Annotated in this window: 23 protein-coding genes and 2 pseudogenes; 7 read left to right on the top strand and 18 right to left on the bottom strand. The window is 45.5% G+C overall.

Annotated elements, in window-relative coordinates:
* Position 1: 1 nt before the first annotated feature.
* The gene (locus V2H45_RS05190; RefSeq protein WP_330482558.1) at positions 2-853 is read left to right on the top strand and encodes a YwiC-like family protein; all 852 of its coding nucleotides are present in this window, start codon (positions 2-4) and stop codon (positions 851-853) included.
* Positions 854-1,122: 269 nt separating this feature from the next.
* Here V2H45_RS05190 and V2H45_RS05185 read toward each other — a convergent pair whose 3' ends face one another.
* The 7 genes from V2H45_RS05185 to acsF form a co-directional block, all read right to left on the bottom strand.
* On the bottom strand, positions 1,123-2,130 hold the full coding sequence (locus tag V2H45_RS05185; protein ID WP_330482557.1) for a 2OG-Fe(II) oxygenase: 1,008 nt from the start codon (positions 2,128-2,130) through the stop codon (positions 1,123-1,125).
* A gap of 74 nt (positions 2,131-2,204) precedes the next feature.
* Entirely contained in the window at positions 2,205-2,819 is a 615-nt protein-coding gene (locus V2H45_RS05180; RefSeq protein WP_330482556.1) for a 4Fe-4S single cluster domain-containing protein, read from the bottom strand.
* A 344-nt stretch (positions 2,820-3,163) separates the two neighbouring features.
* The gene (locus V2H45_RS05175) at positions 3,164-3,595 is read right to left on the bottom strand and encodes a response regulator (protein ID WP_330482555.1); all 432 of its coding nucleotides are present in this window, start codon (positions 3,593-3,595) and stop codon (positions 3,164-3,166) included.
* Between the two features lie 6 nt (positions 3,596-3,601).
* Positions 3,602-5,332 carry a magnesium-protoporphyrin IX monomethyl ester anaerobic oxidative cyclase gene (gene bchE, locus V2H45_RS05170; protein ID WP_330482554.1) on the bottom strand — a complete coding sequence of 577 codons (1,731 nt, stop codon included), beginning with the start codon at positions 5,330-5,332 and terminating at the stop codon, positions 3,602-3,604.
* Positions 5,333-5,479: 147 nt separating this feature from the next.
* The gene (gene hemN, locus V2H45_RS05165) at positions 5,480-6,877 is read right to left on the bottom strand and encodes an oxygen-independent coproporphyrinogen III oxidase (RefSeq protein ID WP_330482553.1); all 1,398 of its coding nucleotides are present in this window, start codon (positions 6,875-6,877) and stop codon (positions 5,480-5,482) included.
* A 139-nt stretch (positions 6,878-7,016) separates the two neighbouring features.
* A complete protein-coding gene (locus tag V2H45_RS05160; RefSeq protein WP_330482552.1) occupies positions 7,017-7,760 on the bottom strand; it encodes a biliverdin-producing heme oxygenase in 744 nt (247 codons plus the stop codon).
* A gap of 11 nt (positions 7,761-7,771) precedes the next feature.
* Positions 7,772-8,848: a magnesium-protoporphyrin IX monomethyl ester (oxidative) cyclase gene (acsF, locus tag V2H45_RS05155; RefSeq protein ID WP_330482551.1), complete on the bottom strand. Its 1,077-nt coding sequence runs from the start codon at positions 8,846-8,848 to the stop codon at positions 7,772-7,774.
* A gap of 331 nt (positions 8,849-9,179) precedes the next feature.
* On the opposite strand from acsF, the gene V2H45_RS05150 reads away from it, so the two are divergent.
* The 3 genes and pseudogenes from V2H45_RS05150 (at position 9,180) to sfsA (ending at position 10,791) form a co-directional block, all read left to right on the top strand.
* Positions 9,180-9,539, top strand: a complete 360-nt coding sequence (locus V2H45_RS05150) for a winged helix-turn-helix transcriptional regulator (protein ID WP_330482550.1) — start codon at positions 9,180-9,182, stop codon at positions 9,537-9,539.
* Between the two features lie 167 nt (positions 9,540-9,706).
* Positions 9,707-9,873 (top strand): annotated as a pseudogene (locus tag V2H45_RS05145) (Photosystem Q(B) protein 1); the annotation flags it as partial.
* A 168-nt stretch (positions 9,874-10,041) separates the two neighbouring features.
* A complete protein-coding gene (gene sfsA, locus V2H45_RS05140; protein WP_330482549.1) occupies positions 10,042-10,791 on the top strand; it encodes a DNA/RNA nuclease SfsA in 750 nt (249 codons plus the stop codon).
* Here the strand turns inward: sfsA and V2H45_RS05135 are convergent.
* From V2H45_RS05135 to V2H45_RS05125, 3 genes are all read right to left on the bottom strand, one after another.
* The gene (locus V2H45_RS05135; protein WP_330482548.1) at positions 10,758-11,369 is read right to left on the bottom strand and encodes a hypothetical protein; all 612 of its coding nucleotides are present in this window, start codon (positions 11,367-11,369) and stop codon (positions 10,758-10,760) included. The genes sfsA and V2H45_RS05135 overlap by 34 nt on opposite strands.
* An 8-nt stretch (positions 11,370-11,377) precedes the next feature.
* Positions 11,378-13,297 carry a tetratricopeptide repeat protein gene (locus V2H45_RS05130; protein ID WP_330482547.1) on the bottom strand — a complete coding sequence of 640 codons (1,920 nt, stop codon included), beginning with the start codon at positions 13,295-13,297 and terminating at the stop codon, positions 11,378-11,380.
* A gap of 70 nt (positions 13,298-13,367) precedes the next feature.
* Positions 13,368-14,324: a branched-chain amino acid ABC transporter permease gene (locus V2H45_RS05125; protein WP_330482546.1), complete on the bottom strand. Its 957-nt coding sequence runs from the start codon at positions 14,322-14,324 to the stop codon at positions 13,368-13,370.
* A 47-nt stretch (positions 14,325-14,371) separates the two neighbouring features.
* Between V2H45_RS05125 and V2H45_RS05120 the strand changes: the two genes are divergently transcribed.
* A complete protein-coding gene (locus V2H45_RS05120) occupies positions 14,372-15,196 on the top strand; it encodes a C39 family peptidase (RefSeq protein WP_330482545.1) in 825 nt (274 codons plus the stop codon).
* A 36-nt stretch (positions 15,197-15,232) separates the two neighbouring features.
* Here V2H45_RS05120 and V2H45_RS05115 read toward each other — a convergent pair whose 3' ends face one another.
* The gene (locus V2H45_RS05115) at positions 15,233-16,276 is read right to left on the bottom strand and encodes a PleD family two-component system response regulator (RefSeq protein WP_330482544.1); all 1,044 of its coding nucleotides are present in this window, start codon (positions 16,274-16,276) and stop codon (positions 15,233-15,235) included.
* Between the two features lie 360 nt (positions 16,277-16,636).
* Between V2H45_RS05115 and V2H45_RS25535 the strand changes: the two genes are divergently transcribed.
* On the top strand, positions 16,637-17,407 hold the full coding sequence (locus tag V2H45_RS25535) for a carbon dioxide-concentrating mechanism protein CcmK (protein ID WP_408648732.1): 771 nt from the start codon (positions 16,637-16,639) through the stop codon (positions 17,405-17,407).
* A gap of 22 nt (positions 17,408-17,429) precedes the next feature.
* On the opposite strand, the gene V2H45_RS05100 is transcribed toward V2H45_RS25535, so the two are convergent.
* The gene (locus tag V2H45_RS05100; RefSeq protein ID WP_330482543.1) at positions 17,430-17,978 is read right to left on the bottom strand and encodes an SLOG cluster 4 domain-containing protein; all 549 of its coding nucleotides are present in this window, start codon (positions 17,976-17,978) and stop codon (positions 17,430-17,432) included.
* Positions 17,979-18,041: 63 nt separating this feature from the next.
* Between V2H45_RS05100 and V2H45_RS05095 the strand changes: the two genes are divergently transcribed.
* Positions 18,042-18,269, top strand: coding sequence for a chlorophyll a/b-binding protein (locus V2H45_RS05095; protein WP_330482542.1), 228 nt, complete (start codon positions 18,042-18,044; stop codon positions 18,267-18,269).
* Between the two features lie 190 nt (positions 18,270-18,459).
* On the opposite strand, the gene V2H45_RS05090 is transcribed toward V2H45_RS05095, so the two are convergent.
* The 6 genes and pseudogenes from V2H45_RS05090 to V2H45_RS05065 all read right to left on the bottom strand — a co-directional run.
* Positions 18,460-18,597: a hypothetical protein gene (locus V2H45_RS05090; RefSeq protein ID WP_330482541.1), complete on the bottom strand. Its 138-nt coding sequence runs from the start codon at positions 18,595-18,597 to the stop codon at positions 18,460-18,462.
* A complete protein-coding gene (locus tag V2H45_RS05085) occupies positions 18,563-19,231 on the bottom strand; it encodes a hypothetical protein (RefSeq protein ID WP_330482540.1) in 669 nt (222 codons plus the stop codon). Before V2H45_RS05085 ends, V2H45_RS05090 begins: the two co-directional genes overlap by 35 nt.
* Positions 19,228-19,695 (bottom strand): hypothetical protein, encoded by a 468-nt coding sequence (locus tag V2H45_RS05080; protein ID WP_330482539.1) that lies wholly within the window; start codon positions 19,693-19,695, stop codon positions 19,228-19,230. Before V2H45_RS05080 ends, V2H45_RS05085 begins: the two co-directional genes overlap by 4 nt.
* Complete coding sequence (locus V2H45_RS05075) at positions 19,692-19,841, bottom strand: hypothetical protein (protein ID WP_330482538.1); 150 nt, start codon at positions 19,839-19,841, stop codon at positions 19,692-19,694. The genes V2H45_RS05080 and V2H45_RS05075 overlap by 4 nt, the downstream gene beginning before the upstream one ends.
* Entirely contained in the window at positions 19,841-20,056 is a 216-nt protein-coding gene (locus V2H45_RS05070; protein ID WP_330482537.1) for a ribbon-helix-helix domain-containing protein, read from the bottom strand. Before V2H45_RS05070 ends, V2H45_RS05075 begins: the two co-directional genes overlap by 1 nt.
* Positions 20,057-20,101: 45 nt before the next feature.
* Positions 20,102-20,740: pseudogene (locus V2H45_RS05065) on the bottom strand (dual OB domain-containing protein); the annotation flags it as partial.
* Between the last annotated feature and the right edge of the window lie 77 nt (positions 20,741-20,817).

The raw sequence follows: 20,817 nt of genomic DNA, 5'->3' as shown, positions 1-20,817 counted from the left end.
CATGACACTTTCTACCAGCTCCAATCCAGAAAATTCTGTTGCTCAGTCCCATTCGAGTATCTCTTCCCATACTCCAGCATGGTATCGCCCTACATTTTCGCCAGAACATGGGGTTTATGTCGTGCTGCTCGTATCGTTTCTGACAGGAGCAGCCGCAGCGCAACAATGGACAATAGCCACAACTTGGGCTTTGATTTGTGCATTTGCGGGGTTTCAAGCTGAGCATCCATTAGCTTTGCAAATTAAACAGCGACGCAGTTGGAAGCCTCGCTTCTTGACTTGGGGTGGAATTTACGGTGGAATTTCGCTGAGTCTCGCTGTATATCTATATCTACGAACGCCTCTGTTGTTGTGGCTATATCTGGGTGCGATCGCTGCCCTGTTGCTAGACGCGATCGCAGTCTTCTATCGCAAGCAAAAATCTGTAGTCAACGAAATCCTCACCTTTGCTGCCGTTTGCCTCGCTACACCCTTTGCCTACGCTGCCACGGGTGGGACGCTTACTGTTTCTGTGTTTGGATTGTGGCTGTTGAATACGCTCTTTTTTAGCAGTGCCATTTTTACAGTGAAACTGCGCAAACCCAAAATATCCTCTCTGATCCTAGGGATGATTTATCATGCGATCGCTAGCCTAATTATTGTAGGGCTTTGGCTCTGTGGTTGGCTTGACGCAATTCCAGCCTTAGGGTTTGGCGTAGTACTACTCAAGTTTGGCTTGATTTTGGGGCGACGGGAATGGTATCAAACCACTCAAATTCAAAATGTAGCAATTCTTGAAACCTTTTCTGCTTCGATCTTTTTGGCAATTGTAGCGATTTCTCTACTACCCGCCCATCTCTCCGCAGTAGCTTAGAAGCAGTAGCGTGGAAATGGATAGGCGAGATACCACAAAGCCAAAAAGGTAGGAAACGTCAGTTCGGGATAAGAAAACCTGAAACGCTATACATCCCAAGGATCCCCCCCAGCCCCCCTTACAAAAGGGGGGAGAACTCACTTGTCCCTCTTTTGTAAGGGGGATGCCCGATAGGGCAGGGGGATCAAACCCCTCGGTTCCAGCAATTCGGCTTACTTTGCTCCGAAATCCTTAACCTGAACTCAGGTGAGGAGGCATTCCGAGAGCTCTTAATTCCGAACCCAGCCTGTAACGGCAAAGCGGCTATCTAAAAATTGCTTGGACGGACAGCTTACGGGTAGGACTTCGTGCAGGCAACGGCTTAGAAAAACAGCAACACTGTTATTTTTAGGCTGAATCGTCTTGTATGACTTCGCAGCAACGTAGAAGTTATTCTCTATCTTGCTGTCGTATAGCAGTAACTCTCCGCCAGTAAATGCCTTGGGCTCGCGATGGAAGTAATACACAAACGTCCATACCCGATTTGCAGTGTCGGAACTGCCATTATCATTGTGAATCTTATAGTAATTGCCATCGTTATTCATGGTTAACTGCGCTTCAATACTGCTAGGCGTGAAATTTTGTATTCCCAAGCGCGACACAACCTGCGGTGCGATCGCCATCATCCGATTAATTAGCAATTGCGAAAATTCAGGGAAATCATGAAGCACCTTGGTGCGACGATAGTCAACATCCTGTGTAGAAATCGTTGCAGGAACAAATTTAGCTGCTTGTGATTGCGTGTATTGGAGAAATCTGGTCAGTTCTTGAGGGGAAAGGAAATTTTCAAGAACGAAGTAAGAAGATGGGAAAACTTCGCCTTCATCCTTCTCTGATTTTAGCTTGAGCGGTTCTGGGACGATCGCGATTCGACCTGCCTCTGAGTTGGAAACAGGTTGGATGAGAGGTTGCTTGCGTTCCGGAGCGATGGACACTTGACGAGGCTTTTGTGGTTGGTCTGCGATCGCCCACATCCTAGCGTGGTTTTGATAGCCCTGTTGCGTCACGATAAAGTTTCGCCAAGAAAAGCTATAGAGAGGTTCTTGCTGGTTGAGCCACTCCAGCAAGGAGGCATCGAAATCGAGCAGAGCGCCTAGCTCTTCTGTTGTAATCCAGTAATCTGACTCAGCCAAATGCTTCACCAAATCTAGCCGTTTGAGCAGGGCATCTATTTTAATTGGGCTAAATTTTTGCTTGATCGGGCTTGATTTTTGGATAGCTTTTTCTTTCGTAACCATAGAATTCCCCACGGTGATTGTCCTCTCTAAAAGCCTAAAAAGTCATCAGTTGAATCTCGGTCAAAGCGGAGACCTCAATTATTTTCTACTTCGTACCTTCGGTATCCTGTGAACAGGCGATCGCCATTTTTCAAGATATGGATCTCAATTTGGTCGCTTGCCCAAGTAATTTGGTCTTGCATCTGAGGATTAAAGATATGCAGTCGCTGATTACTGGACGAGACAGGAGAACTGGGTATATTCACCGCCAGCGATTCCACATAGGGGCCATCAATCAGTAGATCGAGTTCTGCAAGTAATTCCTCTGCCCCCATTGGACTGTTAGTCCCCCTGAGTTCCTCTAGCGTAAACCCCGTAAACGCCATGACATTGAGCCCTGCGGCTTTTACCTTACGGGCTACTTTTGCGAGGGTATGGGCTTGCCAAAATGGTTCCCCCCCTGAAAAAGTCACACCTGTATTGTGAGGATTACTGAGGATTTTGTTGACAAGTGCCTCAATAGGCATGAGTTGATTGACCTCAAAAGCCCAAGATGCTGGGTTAAAGCAACTTCGACAATGGCGAGAGCAGCCTTGTACCCAAACGACGGCTCGACTGCCAGGCCCGTTTACTTCTGATTCATCAACATAGCCCATCAGGTTAACGCGATCGAGCAGGTAGAGCGTCAGTTGCAAGGATTTCCTTCTCATGGTTAACTCCTGTGGGTGCGTTCACACATCAAGTTGAAGAGACGAATCATGCTCTCATTTCCTCCATAACCTGTTGATTAACAGAGCAAACCTTCTAATTTGTATCTATCCTACGCATCTTAGCTAGAATCGCAAGGTAGTTACCGCTCAGTCCCTATAGTTACTACAAGTAAAGGATTGGGAGAACCTATAGCTTTACAGTTGTTTTGAAGAAATCGTTAAATTCCAGTTGTGCAGCTCGATCGGTCAGCGATGCCATCAACTCGGATACGGGTTGGATACGTTTTTGTGGGTAAGGGTTCAGCAATCATTAATTACCTCGATACAATACAAAACAAGAAACATTACACAGACAGTAGATGCTTAGCAATCCCTAGATCGATATAGGAATTCCCTGCATCAATCTGGCGAATGGCAGCAGCCATTTGTTCGACAGACGCATTTTTTAAGCAGTAGCCCTCCACATGCATTGCCAAGGTCTGCACGATGATCGCTGGTTCGTTGGGATCGAGCAAAATCAAAAGTCTGGAGGGCTTTACGGTAGCTTCTATTTGCAGATCGTGCATCTGCTGGATAAATTCACGGATGGACATATCGGGCAAATGGGCATCGACGATCGCCACATCAACATCAATCGATTCGAGGAGTACGAGTCCTGTAGTGCCATTGGTGGCTTCGCTGGCAACTTCGATACCAGGCTGCGATCGCAAGGCTACCCGCAACGCGATCCGCGTTTTTTCCTCAGATTCAACGAGAATAGTTTGAATGTCGTTCATAATCCTCTAAATATGCATCATGGGTTCAGGCGCTGCTTCCAAGGGTGCTTTGGTTTCGGCGGGGGCTTCACTGCTGTCTTCAGCTTCATTTCCATCGTGAGCTTCGCAGTGGTACTCTGGTAGATCGCTTGGTGCGCCACAGGCAGCAATACTACTACTACTCATCAATATCCCTTCTACATTTTCTATATTGGGCGTCCAAGTGGGCATTTCCGTGGTGACAGGAGCCACTGCTACATGGGTCTGCTTGAGTTGGACCAATTGTTCTGGGGTGAGAATTCGGCTGCGATCGAAGCCAAACTCAATTTCCGTATGCAATCCTTTCTGCTTCAGGCGTTTGAGATTGTAGAAGCGTTTATTCAATGTGGTTTGAGCAAAGGCTTTTAAGCAGCCGAGTAGATACTTGCGCTTGAATGAATCTTTGACAAACCAGTATTCCAGCATCTTATGGGAATAGAAGCGGGCATAGTTACGCAGAATACCCTTAAGAAGCTGTTCGCGGGTGATCGCGTCGGGCTTCATAATTGGGGTTACAAAGTTGTAATGGGAATAGTCCCGCACTTCCACCTTGTCACCCAATTCTTCAAACAGCTCGGAAAATGGCCAAGGCGTATAGATATTCCAGTTGGTCATATCAGCATGCCAATCCCGCGCCATCCGATAGGTCTCTTCGATTGTCTCTAGGGTTTCATTCGGTAGCCCCATAATAAATTGGACTTCCGCCACAATGCCGTTTTCTTGCAATAACCTCACGGCCTTTTTGTTGTCTTCGATCGTGGTTTCTTTACGGAACAAATTTAGGTTTAACTGCGCCGCTGCCTCGGTTCCCAAGGAAACGTGAATCAATCCCGCCTCGCGATAGAGAGGAAGTTCCTTTTCGTCGCGCAAAATATCGGTGACGCGGGTATTAATCCCCCAGTGAATGCCTAATTTGCGATCAACCAACTCTTTGCACAGAGCGATAAATCGAGATTTGTTAATCGTTGGCTCCTCATCGGCAAGAATAAAGAAGCCGATGTGATGTTGCTTTACCAATTGTTCGATTTCATCGACAAAATGCTTGGGCGATCGCGAACGGTATTTGCGCCAAAACTTCCACTGGGAACAGAACCGACAACGAAACGGACAACCCCGCGCAAAGTTGGGTACAGCAACCCGCACATTCAACGGGGTGTAGATATATTTGTTCCAGTCCAACAGGCTCCAATCGGCACAGAGGGTATTGAGATCCTTAATCGGTGGGTGATCGGGTGTTGCCACCACCTTCCCATCCTCTAGGAATGACAATCCCAAAATCTGGTTGCGATCGCGCCGATCCGTACCATTGGCGATTGCCCGCAACAAATTAATTGTGATTTCCTCACCCTCACCGCGAATAATGTAATCCACCCAAGGAGCTTCCCGCAGCACCTCTTCATACATGAAGGTGGGGTGAACGCCACCCATGATCGTCACTGCCTGGGGGCAAACCTGTCTGACAATCTTGAGCGTGGTTTGGGACTGGTAAATCATGGGTGTGATTGCCGTTGCCAACACCACATCGGGCTGATGCTGGGCAATGATTTGAGCCAAGGCATCATCGGAAATGTAGTTGGTCATGGCATCGACAAACCGAATATCGGTAAAGCCTGCTGACTTTAAGGTTCCACCCACATAGGGCACCCAACTGGGGGGCCAATTCCCAGCGATTTCTGCGCCCCCAGAGTGATAATTGGGCTGAATCATCATGATTCGCATCGCATCTCTCCTAATGACGGGAATAATTTAGGTAAGCCCCAGCCCCCAATGCTGGGGAAGCAAAATCTCTTGAAGTTCTCTAACATTGGGGGATTTAGGGGACGAAGAATGTGGCTAGATCCCTACCGCATTCCGACTGGAAAAGGATTAAATTGACTTAGAGAAAGTTTCGATCTTGCGATTGCCTAAATAGGCATCGAAGGCAGAAGCGATATTACGGATTAGCAACCGTCCAATCGGTGTCACCTCAATACCATCGCCCCATCGTTTTAGCAAACCATCCGCTTCTAGGGCATCTAGTTTGGGTAGTGCCTTGGCAAAGTAGTCATTGAAATCGAGATCGAAGCCAAGATGGTATTTGTTTTCTAAGTCCTGTACGGATAGTTGAAATTGACACATCAATTCCATAATCACCGTCCGCCGAATTAAATCGTCTTGGTTGAGCTGTACGCCTCTCTCAATCGGTAATTGATTGGCATCGATCGCCCGATAAAAGTCTTTTAAGCCCTTTTGGTTTTGGACGTAGACATCCTGCAACATGCTGATGGAGGTCATACCAAAGCCCAAGAGATCGGATTCTGGTTTGGTGGTATAGCCTTGGAAGTTACGATGCAGCTCCCCTGCCTGTTGTGCGATCGCCAGCTCGTCATTGGGTTTCGCAAAGTGATCCATGCCGATAAACACATAATCAGCCTCTGTGAGTTGGGCGATCGTCTGTTGCAGAATCTTCATCTTTTCGTCGGCATTGGGCATGGCAGACTCTGGCATTCGTTTCTGAATTGGCTTCAGCCATGGAATGTAGGCAAAGTTAAATACCGCAATGCGATCGGGATTTAGCTGCAAGGTTTTCTGTACGGTCTCTTGAAAGGTCTCGGAGGTTTGGAAGGGCAGACCGTAAATCAAGTCCACATTGACGCTCTCAAATCCTGCTTCTCGAATCCAGCGCATGACATCAAACAGCATCCCTTCTGGCTGAATCCGATTCACTGCTTCCTGCACTTTAGGATTAAAATCCTGAATGCCAAAGCTAATGCGATTAAAGCCCAAGCGACGCAGAAATAGAATGTATTCGCGATTCACATAGCTAGGATTGATTTCAATCGAGATTTCTGCGGCTTCATCAAAGCGAAAATGCTTTTGTAACTGATCCCAAAGAAACTCCACCTGACTTTGAGAGAGATAATTGGGCGTACCACCGCCCCAGTGTAACTGATGTACGCGGCGATCGGGACTGACCAAGCTGGCAACTTGGTGAATATGTCGGGCTATATAGCCTAAATAGGTTTCTGCCACTTCTTTCCGCTGGGTGATCACCGTATTGCAGCCACAGAAATAGCAGGGGGTCTCACAAAATGGAATGTGACAGTAGAGCGATAGGGGCGTGTTTTTGTAATTGCCAATGGCGATCGCTGATTGAAATGCCTCAACCCCAAAGTCAGGCGTTAACTCCGTTGCTGGTGGATAGCTGGTATAGCGCGGTAATGCTTGATTATACTGATTGAGCAATGCGGCATCAAATTGAACAATGGGCGATAACGGTTTCATGAATTAAACTATCCTTTGAGGTTCTCAGCAACGTAAAACTTCCTAAGTTTGGGTTCGATCTTCTGATTTTGGATGCCGAATTTTAGGTTCGCCAAAACTCAACATCCAAAATCTCTGTATCTTGAATCAGATACCCCTACTAGCCTTTGACTAGTTCTCTCTCAGCATGGGGATGGCGCTCTGTACTGCCTGGACGATCTTGGCGGGTGAGCAAATCAAAGGTATGTTCTCCGATCGCCGCTCTCACATCTGGTTCTAGTTCGTGCACCACATCCCGATTTAGGGTAAAGGCTAAATTGGCTTCTGCCACAATGCGAGCGACGGTTTCTTCATTAAGAGGAAGGGCATCTAGTGCTTGCCGATAGCGTTCCTTAAATTCCCGTCTTGCCTCTGGGGTAGAGATTTGAGCAAACTCATAGAAATCAATACCGCGATCGGCAGGCAGGCTCAAGGCCGATCGGATGATGTTCTTTAAGCTCTGACCACCTGATAGGTCTCCCATATAGCGGGTATAGGCATGGGCGATCAGCAATACTGGGTCGTTATCTGACAGTGTTTGAATGCGATCGCAATAGACCTGACCTGCGGCTAAAGGGGTGATTTCTTGCTGCCAGTTGTCACCGTAATAAAAGACCATATCACGGGTGAGATTTTCGACGCGATTTAACTCTGGGAAATAGACCGCACCAAGGATGGGGTGATTTGCATGTTTCTGCAAGGCAGTCTCAAGGGTACTGTAGACAAAATACAGATTGGCTAATAGTTTGCGCAAAGGTTCGCGTTCGACAATTCCCTTCAAAAAGCATTTCATAAATGCTGTATTTTCTGCCGCCGTGTGGGAATGTTGGGTACCTTCCCGCAGGGCTATGGATAGATGACTCATGGTAATTTCTCCTAATTGATCGTATTTCTGAAACTTTCAGCATTAATCGATGGCAATAAGTACAGCCGCAACATCTGCCACACGATGACAGCAATCCAAGGCAATTTTTGGAACCACTTCACAAAAGCAAAAGTTTTGCTGCTGGCAATTTCTGTAAGCTTTTGGTTGGCGATCGCACATTGCTCTAGACGTGGGAAAAACTCTGGATGATTGGTGTCTAAGATGCTAGGAAATGCACTTTTAGCGGTTTCATTGGTATTTTGAATCACCTGTTGATTGTATTCGTGGGCATCAATGCCAATCGATTCATAAAAATCTGACCGTTCCAACACCGTTAAGGTGTGGGTAGCAAACACCGTTAATAGGAAAAACCTTGCCCAGAGCCTTGCTTTCCAGTTATTCCAGAGATTGGGTTGCGATCGCAGCAACACCTTAAAGAAATCTCCGTGGCGATTCTCATCCTGACACCAATTTTCAAAGTAGTTAAACAGAGGATAAAAGCGATTTTCGGGATGCTGTTTGAGGTGATAGTGAACGAGAATATATCGCCAGTAACCAATTTTTTCCGATAGATAAACCGTGTAGATTACCCATTCTGGTGGAAAAAAGGTATAAGAGCGTTTTTTCGTTAAGGAAGTCAAATCTAGAGACAGACCAAAGTCTGCCATTGCCTTATTTAAAAAGCCAGCATGACGAGCTTCATCCCGTGCTAATAAATTAAAGGCTTCTGACAGTAATGGATTACTATCTTTCAGACGATGAGATAGTTCTTTAAATAATAAAAAGCCAGAAAACTCTGAGGTACAGGAACGTTCTAGAAAATCAATAAAGGCTCGTCGCGTTTCGCCATCAATATGATCCCAAGATTGCTTAAACTCTTGATTGCGGACAAAATGGTAGCGGTTATAGTCAGTACGCAATTCTGTCATCACAGCTTCTAATTCTGCTGCTTGTCCAGATAGATCCATCTGGGCAACACCATCAAAATCTGTTGTATAAAATCGAGGAGTTAGTAATGTTTCTTGAACGGGGGGTTTGATCTTTGGGCGGAGAGTCGCTTGCTCAGATGAGGCAATCGAGTTGACCATAGAATAGATTGCTCTGAATAGATGGTTCTTAAAAGTACTTGGGTAACATCTTTTCCTAAATGCCCATCTTCCACAAGTCAGTTACTAATTAGGCGCTATAGTGACTCAAAGTAAAGCATCGTCACCAATTCTGGGTTTGAGGCAGTTATAAAGAATTGTTTTGTATTTGCGGGTACCGATCGCTTCTCCCTAGAAATCCTCTAAAATCTCAGTATTGCCTAGGCATAGGAATCTAAGCCTGCGATCGCCTAGTTTTCCAATAGTTTTCCAAGATTAGAACTAGTTTTCCAAGGTTAGAATATATTGGGAATACCCATTAGAAATTCTGTTCATGCTGCAAACCAACCAATGCCAAGAGATTAAATGCCCGATTCAGTTTGTGGTGGATCTATTGGGCAACAAGTGGTCGATTTTGGTTTTGCGCGAGTTGTTTGGCGGCGATCGGCGCACCTATGAACTGTTGGCGGCGTTGCCTGGCATCAGCACCAAAACCCTGACACAACGGCTTCGGGAATTGGAAGCCCATGGTTTAGTCGAACGCCGCATCTATGCCGAAATTCCACCCCATGTCGAATATTCCCTCACGCCCAAGGGACACCAAATTAAGCCAGTGATGGCATCTCTAAAGGAAGTGGGAACCCAATGGCTGAATCAAGAATCCTGTTTTTGCGCCTTAACCGATGATAGATAGTTGACTCGACCAGAATGTCTGATTGGGGAATTAGGCAGCAACTAACTCAGCCATCAGTTCGGCAACGGGCATAATTCGCTCAGCGCATCCGGCATGGCTACCTGAAAAAATCAGCCCATGTTCGATATCTCCTTTTGCAGCTTTATCCAATGCCTGAAAGATGCAGTAGTATTCTTGGCGATCGCGGACGCCCAGTTCCGACTTGGGCTGATGTCCTCAACCGAGCAAATATAGGAATTGAGGTCATGCACGAACGCAACGTCCATAATTTACCCTCGATCTAGCTTTCGGTGCATCACAACCGATCGCGCTAGTCGCTCCTACGATCTCTTAATGAAACGATCTCAACTTTGTCGATTTGTTTAAATATAGGTTCTGCACCCCCTTAGGGCACTTTTTTACTGTCTGTAATCGATTTGGGTATGGAACCAGATGCGCCCCTATCCGCCAATATAATGAAGAGCGCGTTGCCCAACTCCGACTCAGCTAAATTAAACCGACTATGCCAAATCATCCCACCGTTCACACCTATCCCGATCTGTTGCTCGGTAAGCTCGTGAAGCGATACAAACGCTTCTTTGCCGATATCGAACTAGACAGTGGAGAGACGATTGTTGCCCATTGTGCCAATACGGGTCCGATGACAGGTGTGTGTGAGATCGGCGCACAGGTGGCTGTGTTTTACAATCCTAGTCCTAAACGCAAGCTCGCCTATAGTTGGGAAATGATTCACATCGATGGAGTTTGGGCGGGAATTAATACGAGCCTTCCTAATAAAGCGATCGGCTATATGCTGGAAAACCACTTATTGCCTGAGTTGGAACCCTATGACACGATTCAACCAGAGGTTGCCTATGGCGAAGAAAAGAGTCGCATCGACTACTTGCTCGATCGCAAGCCCCTCTTAAATACTCAAGCTGATTCCCAAAAGCAAAGAACCTATGTGGAAATCAAAAACACAACTTGGTGCGATCGCAACATCGCCCTATTCCCAGATACGGTGACGACAAGGGGGCAAAAACACTTAAGAGAACTCATGTCCGTGGTGAACGGGGATTCCCTTGCTGCGATTATCTATTTTATCAATCGCGGTGATTGCGACCAGTTCAAAAGTGGCGATCGCGCCGATCCTGAATATGGCAAGTTGCTCAGAGAAGCGATCGCTTGTGGGGTGAAAGTCCTGCCCTGTCGATTTCACGTCACACCTCAAACGATTACCTATTTGGGGTTAGCGGAATTAGTTTTAGATTGAGCAAAAGCTTTTTGCCGCAAGAGCAAAAACATCACAATCCCTGTCATGACACCGTAACTCGCCCCCACGATCGCGACGGTAAAGCTGGGCAGGGTAAACATCACCTTGCTCCCGATCGTTAAACTGCTGTACCAACTGACTGAGGTGGCGATCGCCCACCAACCTGCTTGCGGCATTTGCACTCTCAAGAAAGTCCACTGTGCTAGCCCTGTGGTTGCACCGCGCAAGGCAGCATAGATGGCAAATAGATCCACGGCATCCCCAAAGGTAATACTGAGATTCCAAGCGATCGTCATGCTAATTGGGCCACCCGCCATGCCACCTAGGGTCGTTACTACCAGCCACCAGAGCGCATCACGAATTCTGCCTCGTAGTACCAACCACTGAGGCAACGCGATCGTCAAACTCATTACCCCAAAACTCAAGATATTCGCCGCATTATTTCCCGCAATAGCAGTAACATAATCGGGGATTAGGGCACTGACTGGGCCACCGATCGCAAACCCAAGGCAAGTCGCCACTATCCAAAGCGGCAAAAAACGCCATCCAGACCAAAATCCGAGAAATGGATGAGACATAGGTTTTCCTATTTCGATCGCTTCGCACAGTCAACCAGTTGAGACAGCGATCGATCTGGTAGAGATTGAGATAACTGCATCGCCTTATCGTACTCTCCTGCTTCCGCATAGGCGATCGCGATCTCTTCCAGCATCCATGCCTTGGATGGGATATCTGGTAGTCCTTTTTCGGATTCAGGCATCTGTTGAGCAAACACAACCGCGCGATCGAGATCGCCTACTTCAATTGCTTGTTTGATAATAGACACAAAGGCTCCAGATCGCCACTCAGGTTCGGGGACTTGTTGCAACAGCATCAACGCTTGTTTCGTCTGTCCGACTTTAGCGGAGGCTTCGGCTAGGGATGTCAGGGTAGAGTTATGATAATCTTTGAACAATCGACCTTGTAGACCTCGCGCTACTTCAATCTTTCCATTTTTGAGATAAGCCAGCATCGCTTCGTACAGCACTTGCTGCACCAGAGTATCGGGCAAGCCCTTTACCAGACTGAGGGCTAGCTCGGGTTGGTTGGCTTGAGCTAGGTAGACTGCAACCCCAATCAAAGTTTTTTGTTTTAGTTCTGCTGACTGAATCTGCGTGATCGCTTCTAAGGCTTTTGGGGATTGCCCCAACTGGGCGTAGGTAAAGGCAATATCACCCCATGCTCGATCGCGATCAGTGGTTGGCTGAATAGTGCGGGCGATCGCTTCAGCATTCTTTAATAATGGTACAAGTAGAGCGATGTCTTTCTGAGCGATTTCGGTGTTACGGCTTTTTAACATTGGCGATATGACTTCAAATCGCTCTACTGGATCGGTAACACTATTAACAATTTTCATCGCAGGCTCAATTCCTAGAAATTGCAACCATTCCCCTGCAATCAAAGCAGTATTTGGATACATCTTAGCCGTATAGCCCGATCTCACGACCTCTAAAATCTTCCCAAATACATACTCCAGCTTTGTTTGGCGTGCGTCGATCAAAGTCGTTTTTTGGGCGATCGGCAATTGGTTCAACTCATATTGGGAAAGAGTTGAGTAAGATACTTCGGCAATAATAGACAGTACAAAGACCCTACTGTCGGGTTGACTAAAAGTGTCTGCATACTCAAGACTTTGGTTAAAGAGCAGATCGGCTTTGCGATTTTCTCCTGCCAAGCGATATTCCCAACTGAGTTTGCTCAACATAGTCAGCCAGTCTTTACTGTCTCTACTTTCTTTCGTATGGTTAAGCAATTGTGTAATTTCTAAGCTTCGATCTAGCATGGCGATCGCTTGTTCGTGCTTATCCAATATGAACAATCCTTTCGCGATCTTCACCATGTATTCAACTTTATCTCTGGGGGATAGATGAGGCTGTTTTTGATATGTTTGCAAGGCTTGTAAAAGCGCTGCTTCTGCTTGCTCTGGCTGCTTTAAGTCAATTAAATTCCCTCCCAAATTCTCTAGAAGCTGAGCTTTGTCTTGATGATATCTAGTTGTCCGCCAGATATATTGATAAGTATTGAAACTACTAAGATTCATTGGCAAATCGTCATTTACCGACTGGAGTAACTGGAATGCTTGGGAAAGTAAGGGAATCGCTGTTTTTGGCTCTGCGGTAGTACGATAACGATAGGCAACCTGCATCAATTCTTCTGCTTGCAATTGCGGAAATTGCTTCCGATCCATACCCTTGACCAGTTGCAAGATGAGGCGATCCTGTTTGGCTTTTTGATAGCGATCGAACAGGCGATCGAAGGATTGGAGCTGCTGTGTAGGATCGGAAGTTTGTTTGATTCGTTCCAAATGACAGAACGTGAGAATACCTCCCATTTTTGCGTTAGCTGAAAGCTTGGGAGATAGAGCTGAGATCTCTTCTGCTTTTACCAACCCAGCTAGTGAAAAACTATTGACCAGAAATAGAACACCTAACCCACTCACAAATCCGACTCGGTTAATTAATCTCATCTAAGTTCCTGATTAGTGTTTGGAGAATTAGTGGTTGATCGCATTCCCACCATGAATTTATCGAACGTGCCTAAACTTTTTGTGCGAACGTGCGCCCCAATAAGCCCTGCGGTCTGACCAACAACATGATGAATAAAATTGCGAAAGCCACCGCATCTTTGTAAGCGGAAAAGTCTGATGGCACAAACGCCTCGACCAGGCCAATGATTACACCACCAAGTACCGCTCCTGGGATATTACCCAAACCACCCAAAACAATCACGGCAAGTCCTTTTAACCCAAAGGCAATGCCAAAATAAGGGCCAGCAATGCTCACACTAGAACCGATTAACGTACCTGCGACACCACCCAAAAAGCCCGAAAGAAAGAAGGTTAACAAAATAAAAAAATCGGTATTAATCCCCAACAAACTGGCTGTCGTCGCATCTTCGGCAACTGCTTTTAGGGCTTTACCCATTTTTGTGAAATTGATCGCATAGGTTAATGCTGCCAGAATAACAATGGATACGCCGAAAATCACGATCTGCACCGTGCGAACCATCACGGGCTTTGCTACGGAGCCAAAATTAACCGCCGCAGGCAAATTTCCGTAAATATTGGATGGGAATGTGTAGATCTCAGCACCAACAAGATACTGAATTAGATTCACAATGACGACAGCTACACCCAAGCTAGATACGAGCGTTAACAAAGGATCGGCTTGTCTGGTTCGGAGGGGGCGAAATGCCAGCCGTTCGACCAAAACACCCACTAAACCTGCCAGAATGCTGCCGACAAACAGAGCAAGAGCAAAGGGCATGTGTAAGACTTGGGGTAAAGCAACGCCGCCTAGCAGCCCATTAGAGCTAAATACCCCACCACAGAGACTATAGGTAAAATAGGCTCCGAGGGTAAAAATAGCACCATGGGCAAAATTGATAATCCCTAAAATTGAGAATACTAGGGTATAACCAAGGGCAAAGATAGCGTAGACGCTGCCAATTGACAGACCATTGGCAAATTGCTGTAAAAATAGGGTGAGATCCATTCTTTAATTTAAGCAGCTAAGGGAAACCAGAGGATATTAAAGCAGGCATGAAGTTATCAAAGATCTTTTTTGGCATTAGTTTGGGCATTGCTTCAGCATTTGCGGCTGCCTTCTCAGGCCTATTAGCAAACTCTTCCACTACTTCAAGTGCAAATTCCTCAGCTTCTAATGCTGTAAGTACGAATACTGCCAAAACTCAAGGAGTTGCTGAAACCACACCTACGTTTCTAGCTCAATATATCGCGATGACACAGCAAGAAATCGATCGCCTCAAGCATAGCGAAAAACAAAGTCTGACACTTCCCGATACTGGCAGTCAAAATGACAGTTGGAGTTGCGGACCTAACTCAGCGGCAAGAGTCTTGAAATTTTACGGGCATGATGTTGATTACGACATGGTTCGGGCAGCCACCGAGAAAAATTTTATTTTGCCCGAACAAATTAAAAATCCGCTCGATGACAGTTGGGTCAATATTCGCACGGGCACAACGCCCAAGGTCTTGCAAAAGGTGATGCAGCGATGGGAAGGCGATAGGGTAAAACTGGCAAGAAAGGTCGAACTTGCCACCCTACTGAGCCTACTCGAAACGGGTAAACCTGTCATAGGCTTGATTAGAGTTGGCAGCTTTAAAGTGCCCCTATTTGGTACAGCCCCCTACCTGCACTGGGTAGCACTTACAGGCTTCGATCGCGCGCAACAACAGATCTACTACACCGATACCAACAGTCAAGAGTCATCTATGTCCTATGAGGAATTTCTGCGGAAATGGAATCTCGGCTCGGATGGCAATGCTGTGAACGCGATTTTAAAAGGTAATGGGGTAGAACCAAGAACTATTGTTTGGGTCGATCGAAAGAAGGAAGAACTATAGCCTCCTGACCTAAGCTGAGCCGAGTCGAAACCGAAGCTATCCAATCTTATACATGCGATCGCGTCCTAGTTCTTTAGCACGATAGAGCGCGTAATCTGCAGCCGTAATCAACACTGTTGGTAAAGATTCTACCAGTGGAACCAGACTGGCTACACCCACACTAATCGTGACATATTCACTCACATCTGAGTCTCCATGTAGGATCTTTAGCTCTTTGACATTTGCGCGAATTAGCTCTGCAACAATGGCTGCGCCTTCAATTTCTGTATTAGGCAACAGAATGGCAAACTCTTCACCACCATAACGAGCAGCCATGTCAGCAGGACGACGTACTGATTGTTTTAAAATTTGAGCAACTTTTCGCAGGCAATCATCCCCTGCTAGATGCCCATAGGTATCATTGAAATTTTTAAAAAAGTCGATGTCACACATGACTAAAGACAAGGGCAGTTGTTCGCGGGCGAGACGACTCCATTCCATGTTGAGGTATTCATCAAAGCGTCTGCGATTGGCTAACTGGGTCAACCCATCTAAGTTTGCTAGATTTAGTAACTCTTCATTGGCTTTTTGAAGCGCCGCCTCAGCCGTTAATCGACTTTGGATTTCTTGTCTGAGCTGATTGTTTTGCGTCTGTAGCTTTTTTTGCAGGCGACGTAAGGTAAGTTGATTTTCTACCCGCGCCAATACCTCTGCCAACTGAAACGGTTTGGTTACATAGTCTACGCCCCCAACTGAAAAAGCCTGCACTTTATCAAGCACTTCATCACGGGCACTAATAAAAATGACAGGAATATCACAGGTTCTGGGATCGGCTTTTAATTGTTCGCACACCTGAAAGCCATCCATTTTAGGCATGTTGATGTCCAGTAGCACCAAGTCGGGTAACTCCGCCTGAATGCCCATTAATGCCATCTGTCCATCAATCACCCCTCTAACCTCATAGCCCTTGCGGGTCAACATGCTTGAGAGCAGACGAAGATTGTGGGATGTATCGTCAACAACTAGAATATACTCCCTCGTTTTTTCGTCTTGAGGAATATCCATGCTTGGGGTAGAGGCTTTATGAATAAATGTTTTCACTAGATCCTACGAATTAACAAACATGAAGTTTTTTTAACTTGACTGTTTGTATTATCGACAAAAAATTGGCTTGGCGTCGGTAGTGATAACCACTTTAGGTAAGCTAATTTCAAGATCTAAAATATACACCAGAGTTTCAGATTGGACGATCTTTCCCTTATAGAACCAGTTAATTATCTATACTGTTAAGATACCTGTAACAAGGTGAGTCCAATTCGGGCAATGAAATAAAACTTTACAGTAGTAGTTCTATATGCCTTTAAATTTAAACATACGCGTTTAAAAGTCTGTTAAGGGCTATAGCATAAAGCTTTCCATATTTCTTGGTAAGTAAGTGAGATGAGTAGATGGGAGGCATAAATGGGAAAAAGTCAGCCACGTAAGGCTCCCAATCGTTCGGGTCAAGCGATAGATCTGAGAGAAAGTGCGCTTGGCTTGGTGTCAACGATTAGCTTTCCTGCGATCGTGGGTACGGCGGACATGATGCTCAAGTCAGCAACCGTAACTTTTGTGGGTTACGAAAAAATTGGTGGTGGCTACTGTACGGCGATCGTGCGAGGCCGACTAGCGGATGTAAGGCTGGCGGTGCAGGCAGGGGCTGAAACAGCCGAGCAGTTTGGGCAGTTAGTATCGACCTCTGTAATTCCTCGACCATTAGCCAATCTTGATATGGTTTTACCGATTGGGAGCCGTTTGAGTCAATATGCCAGTGGAGGCTATAGCCGCCTCAGCAACCAAGCAATCGGTTTGTTAGAAACAAGAGGTTTCCCCGCTATGGTGGGTGCAGCCGATGCCATGCTCAAGTCCGCAGAAGTCTATTTAGCTGCCTATGAAACGATTGGAGCGGGTCTTTGTACGGCGATCGTACGGGGTGCCGTAGCGGATGTCGCGATCGCGATCGAAGCAGGTATGTATGAGGCAGAACGCATCGGGGAATTTCACACCTTGATGATTATTCCTCGTCCCTTGGATGACTTGGAAGAGACATTACCTGTGGCAAGTTGCTGGATCGAAGAGCCTAAGCCTGTACTTATGCCAATTAATTTAAAAGAGGTAGAAAGCGAGTTGATCGAGCTACCAGTTTTAGAGATGCCTGCCCTAGAAAAGTTATCGGTGAAAAACGATCAGTAAAAACGAGTATTAAGTGTAGCGTTTAGTTTTCAGTTGTTGGATCTTCTAAGGGGTTGATCTCCAACAAAAAAGTTTGCTTTTGTTCTTGTAAGAGTTGTTTGGCGATCGCGATCGCCTCTAGTGGATCGTTCGCAGATACGACATTGGTTGGGGACAAACTTTGAAAAAATGCGGTGCTGGTCTTGTCAACATTCAGCAAGATCACCATTCTATGTGCATTTAGGGCAAGGGCAATTTCGGAGGCTGTACCCGAACTCATGCCAATGGCAATGACAAGGTGGCTAGACAAAACATTAATATTGTTACGAGCGCTGCCCATATCCGTCATGATCGGGATATCGATCGCAGCAGAGATTGACTCTAGGTCGTTGTTGGGAATAATCCCAATAGTTAGTCCCCCCTCAGCCTTAGCGCCACAACTAACTGCATCCATGACCCCGTAACCCATGCCACCGCTTAAAGCGATCCAAGATTCTTTAGCAATAAACCGCCCAAGCTCGTAGGCAACGCTAATATCACTCTCGGTAGCGCTTCGCCCAGGCCCCATCACACCAATAATTACTCTTTTCATGAAGTTTTAGTCATTCAACGTTAAAATTTAAAATTATTAAGTTTCTTATATAAATACCACTTTATGACTGACGAACCTAAAACTCGCACGGCGTTTACAAAAGATGAAAGAGGTTTGATGAACAATTGGGCGATCGAACCAAGGATGTATGTCGATCAAGAAGAAAAACGCTTTGGCATGACTGAGTATGCAGAAATAGTTAACGGACGCCTTGCCATGTTTGGTCTAACAGGGGTATTGCTCCTTGAAGTCGTAACGGGCAAAGGGCTTTTGCAGATACTCGGCTTTTAATACCGTTTTTTAATGGAAAATGATTGAGAAAACACTGCACTTGATTGCTTTCACAGCTTTGAGCAGTTCTTCAAATCGAATTACTTCCTCTATGCTACGCAGAGCGAATGTATTGTTATCCATATTTCTAAATTTCTAAATAAATGATGGAGACAAGTGGCTTAAGCCACTTGTCTATGATGAGAGGAAACTAACTTCCACCAGCACGAGCGACTGGGGTATCATCACTACTGAGACTAGAAGCGATCGCTTTTTTCTCATTAAATATTACCAGCTCTCTCAAAGTGCGATCGCTAAATTGAAATGCCCCAATCTTCAGGAAGCTCATCCACATCTTCTACTTGAAAGTCTCCGTATACCCATATTCGAGAAGCGCTGTAGAGATCGCTAAGAATTGACTTTGGTGCACCAGATCTATCCCATGGTTGCAGATCGGAATCTAGTTCGCAGAAGCCAAGCCAAGACTGTCCCTCTTGCTGCAAGTCCTCAGCGCGAACTAGTATTGCTGCCAATATAGCTAGATCGAATGGCTTGAGTTCGAGATCCATTGCACCAATAGACACCTGTCTTTCTAGCATTGGTTGCGAAAGCGCAAAGACTTTGAGGTTGGGATGATCAGCTAATTCGTTCAATCGTTCTGGAACCTTCATCAGTTCGCCTTTAACTAATCCATCAAACTTATCAAATATTCGTCTCGCTGCATCCACATCCTGAGTATTGACCTTCCCTTCGTTCTTTGCCCATGTGACAAACTTACGGAAATCATCAGAGCGAGATTTGGATGCATGTCGTCGAGGTATAGTTTCACGCGCTTCTGCAAGGCATAAAGCGGGTATGTGTAACTCAAATTCACCAGCCTCAGCTCGTGCAAGTAGCTCAAATGCTTGGGGACTTTGTAAATGTGCAGGCGCAATAATATCCACTACCCAGTTTGTCTCAATCAAAATTACATTGGGCTTCACCTTGCGACTTTACTCCATCTTGGCCCAGCAGATCTAACTTCACCTAGTCTGAGAAGATTGGCGATCGATCCGCCAAACAAGGATTTTAAATCATCTGGAAGGTCGCTCATACTTCCAGTACGTTGCAATGTCTCAAGCCATCGCTGCACTCGCGACGCAAATTCAAACTCAGGATTTCTTTCCCATTCCCGATCTGCTGGTGGCAGTAAAAAATCTGGCAGCTTTGCTTCGCCTACGATATTAATTGACTCACCATTTAACTTCTCAAAAGAGTCTCGGAGTAAGATAACACGCTCTCCAGCCACCAAGAGCCCAACTGAGCAACCAGTAGAAGCCATTTGCCATTTTAGCTGTTCAATAGCATTTTGAGTGCGAGATCTGACATCATCGTTTTTCACCTCAACGATCATGAGATATTCCCCATCGGGACTCATAACAAGAATATCTGCTGAAGATGTTTTCATAAAAGCATTATATCGTAACGGACTTGATTTTGTACAAGTGTGGAAGACTGAGAAGCTGACTCAGCTACACGCACAACTTCTGTATGATGCTTATCATCTTCATCGAGTAAGGCAATGATTGCACTAGTATCAGCTATGACTCTCATTATTCTTTCCAGAGCAGTTCATCGACTCGTTCTGATAAATTGGGAATTCTACTTTTTCTCATACCAATACATTTAGAACGTTTTTTAGGCTTATTTATCCAATAGAGTTGGAGTGCCTCTTGGATAATTTCGGAGGGTGATTTATCGCTTTGTGCAGCAAGCTGCGCTAGGATTTTCTCGGTTTGTTCGGGAAGATATATAATTGTCGGATTCATGATTATCTAGTTCTTTGGGGTTCTATAAAGAAAAAAATTATTCAGCTATTTTCGGGAAGTTGGTAAAGATTTCAAATCATTCAAAAACTGCTTTAATTCGTCTAATGTTAATTGTCTGCGGGAGCGCTTATAAAAAGTCCAATCCAAATAATTACGTCCTTCTTCTTCAGTCCAACCAACTCGTTTCATTTCTACATCTGTTTCAGCTATCAAATCCTCTACAGAGAGTGGTTGATAATCTATTAATTCAATTACACCTGCAATTAATTTCCAGCAAGGTTCCTCTCCCTCCCAATCTTTGGGAGCCCAAGGCATACCCAAACTTACAGTTACTAGACAGTCTTTCTTTGGCTGATAACCTGTGTCCAATTTTTTAACAAATACTGGATCAGTTATCTTTACCCCTGTCAACTTTAGACCATTAACAGTTTGAATAGTACTTCGCCAATCTGTATTCCCTGTTGAGTTTTTTCCTTGCTCTACGATAAAATTAGTAACTTGAACTAATTGAAGGGTGCGACGTTCTTGAAATGGAAGATTTCTCAAATAAGAAGGGTTTACATATTTCCCCGAATCATGAAGAATTTGGGTATAGTTTCCACAATACTTGATTAAAGTATGTGGTTCTACCTTACCCAAGCAGTTCCATTTGTTTGGTATAACTGAAAGATTCTCACATTCAAAGCCAAAATCATTTCCAGTCTCAGTAAGAGAGTGTTTGAGAAGTTAAGCAAGACGTTTTAGGAGGATTTGAATCATCC

The organism is Tumidithrix elongata BACA0141, from assembly GCF_036349135.1.
Taxonomy (GTDB): domain Bacteria; phylum Cyanobacteriota; class Cyanobacteriia; order Pseudanabaenales; family Pseudanabaenaceae; genus Tumidithrix; species Tumidithrix elongata.
This window is presented reverse-complemented; position numbering and strand designations above follow the sequence as displayed.

Excerpts from the sequence above, each read along its gene's own strand:
- V2H45_RS05190 (WP_330482558.1), top strand. The coding sequence starts at position 2 with ATGACACTTTCTACCAGCTCCAATCCAGAAAATTCTGTTGCTCAGTCC.
- V2H45_RS05185 (WP_330482557.1), bottom strand. The coding sequence starts at position 2,130 with ATGGTTACGAAAGAAAAAGCTATCCAAAAATCAAGCCCGATCAAGCAA.
- V2H45_RS05180 (WP_330482556.1), bottom strand. The coding sequence starts at position 2,819 with ATGAGAAGGAAATCCTTGCAACTGACGCTCTACCTGCTCGATCGCGTT.
- V2H45_RS05175 (WP_330482555.1), bottom strand. The coding sequence starts at position 3,595 with ATGAACGACATTCAAACTATTCTCGTTGAATCTGAGGAAAAAACGCGG.
- bchE (WP_330482554.1), bottom strand. The coding sequence starts at position 5,332 with ATGCGAATCATGATGATTCAGCCCAATTATCACTCTGGGGGCGCAGAA.
- hemN (WP_330482553.1), bottom strand. The coding sequence starts at position 6,877 with ATGAAACCGTTATCGCCCATTGTTCAATTTGATGCCGCATTGCTCAAT.
- V2H45_RS05160 (WP_330482552.1), bottom strand. The coding sequence starts at position 7,760 with ATGAGTCATCTATCCATAGCCCTGCGGGAAGGTACCCAACATTCCCAC.
- acsF (WP_330482551.1), bottom strand. The coding sequence starts at position 8,848 with ATGGTCAACTCGATTGCCTCATCTGAGCAAGCGACTCTCCGCCCAAAG.
- V2H45_RS05150 (WP_330482550.1), top strand. The coding sequence starts at position 9,180 with ATGCTGCAAACCAACCAATGCCAAGAGATTAAATGCCCGATTCAGTTT.
- sfsA (WP_330482549.1), top strand. The coding sequence starts at position 10,042 with ATGCCAAATCATCCCACCGTTCACACCTATCCCGATCTGTTGCTCGGT.
- V2H45_RS05135 (WP_330482548.1), bottom strand. The coding sequence starts at position 11,369 with ATGTCTCATCCATTTCTCGGATTTTGGTCTGGATGGCGTTTTTTGCCG.
- V2H45_RS05130 (WP_330482547.1), bottom strand. The coding sequence starts at position 13,297 with ATGAGATTAATTAACCGAGTCGGATTTGTGAGTGGGTTAGGTGTTCTA.
- V2H45_RS05125 (WP_330482546.1), bottom strand. The coding sequence starts at position 14,324 with ATGGATCTCACCCTATTTTTACAGCAATTTGCCAATGGTCTGTCAATT.
- V2H45_RS05120 (WP_330482545.1), top strand. The coding sequence starts at position 14,372 with ATGAAGTTATCAAAGATCTTTTTTGGCATTAGTTTGGGCATTGCTTCA.
- V2H45_RS25535 (WP_408648732.1), top strand. The coding sequence starts at position 16,637 with ATGGGAAAAAGTCAGCCACGTAAGGCTCCCAATCGTTCGGGTCAAGCG.
- V2H45_RS05100 (WP_330482543.1), bottom strand. The coding sequence starts at position 17,978 with ATGAAAAGAGTAATTATTGGTGTGATGGGGCCTGGGCGAAGCGCTACC.
- V2H45_RS05095 (WP_330482542.1), top strand. The coding sequence starts at position 18,042 with ATGACTGACGAACCTAAAACTCGCACGGCGTTTACAAAAGATGAAAGA.
- V2H45_RS05090 (WP_330482541.1), bottom strand. The coding sequence starts at position 18,597 with ATGAGCTTCCTGAAGATTGGGGCATTTCAATTTAGCGATCGCACTTTG.
- V2H45_RS05080 (WP_330482539.1), bottom strand. The coding sequence starts at position 19,695 with ATGAAAACATCTTCAGCAGATATTCTTGTTATGAGTCCCGATGGGGAA.
- V2H45_RS05075 (WP_330482538.1), bottom strand. The coding sequence starts at position 19,841 with ATGAGAGTCATAGCTGATACTAGTGCAATCATTGCCTTACTCGATGAA.
- V2H45_RS05070 (WP_330482537.1), bottom strand. The coding sequence starts at position 20,056 with ATGAATCCGACAATTATATATCTTCCCGAACAAACCGAGAAAATCCTA.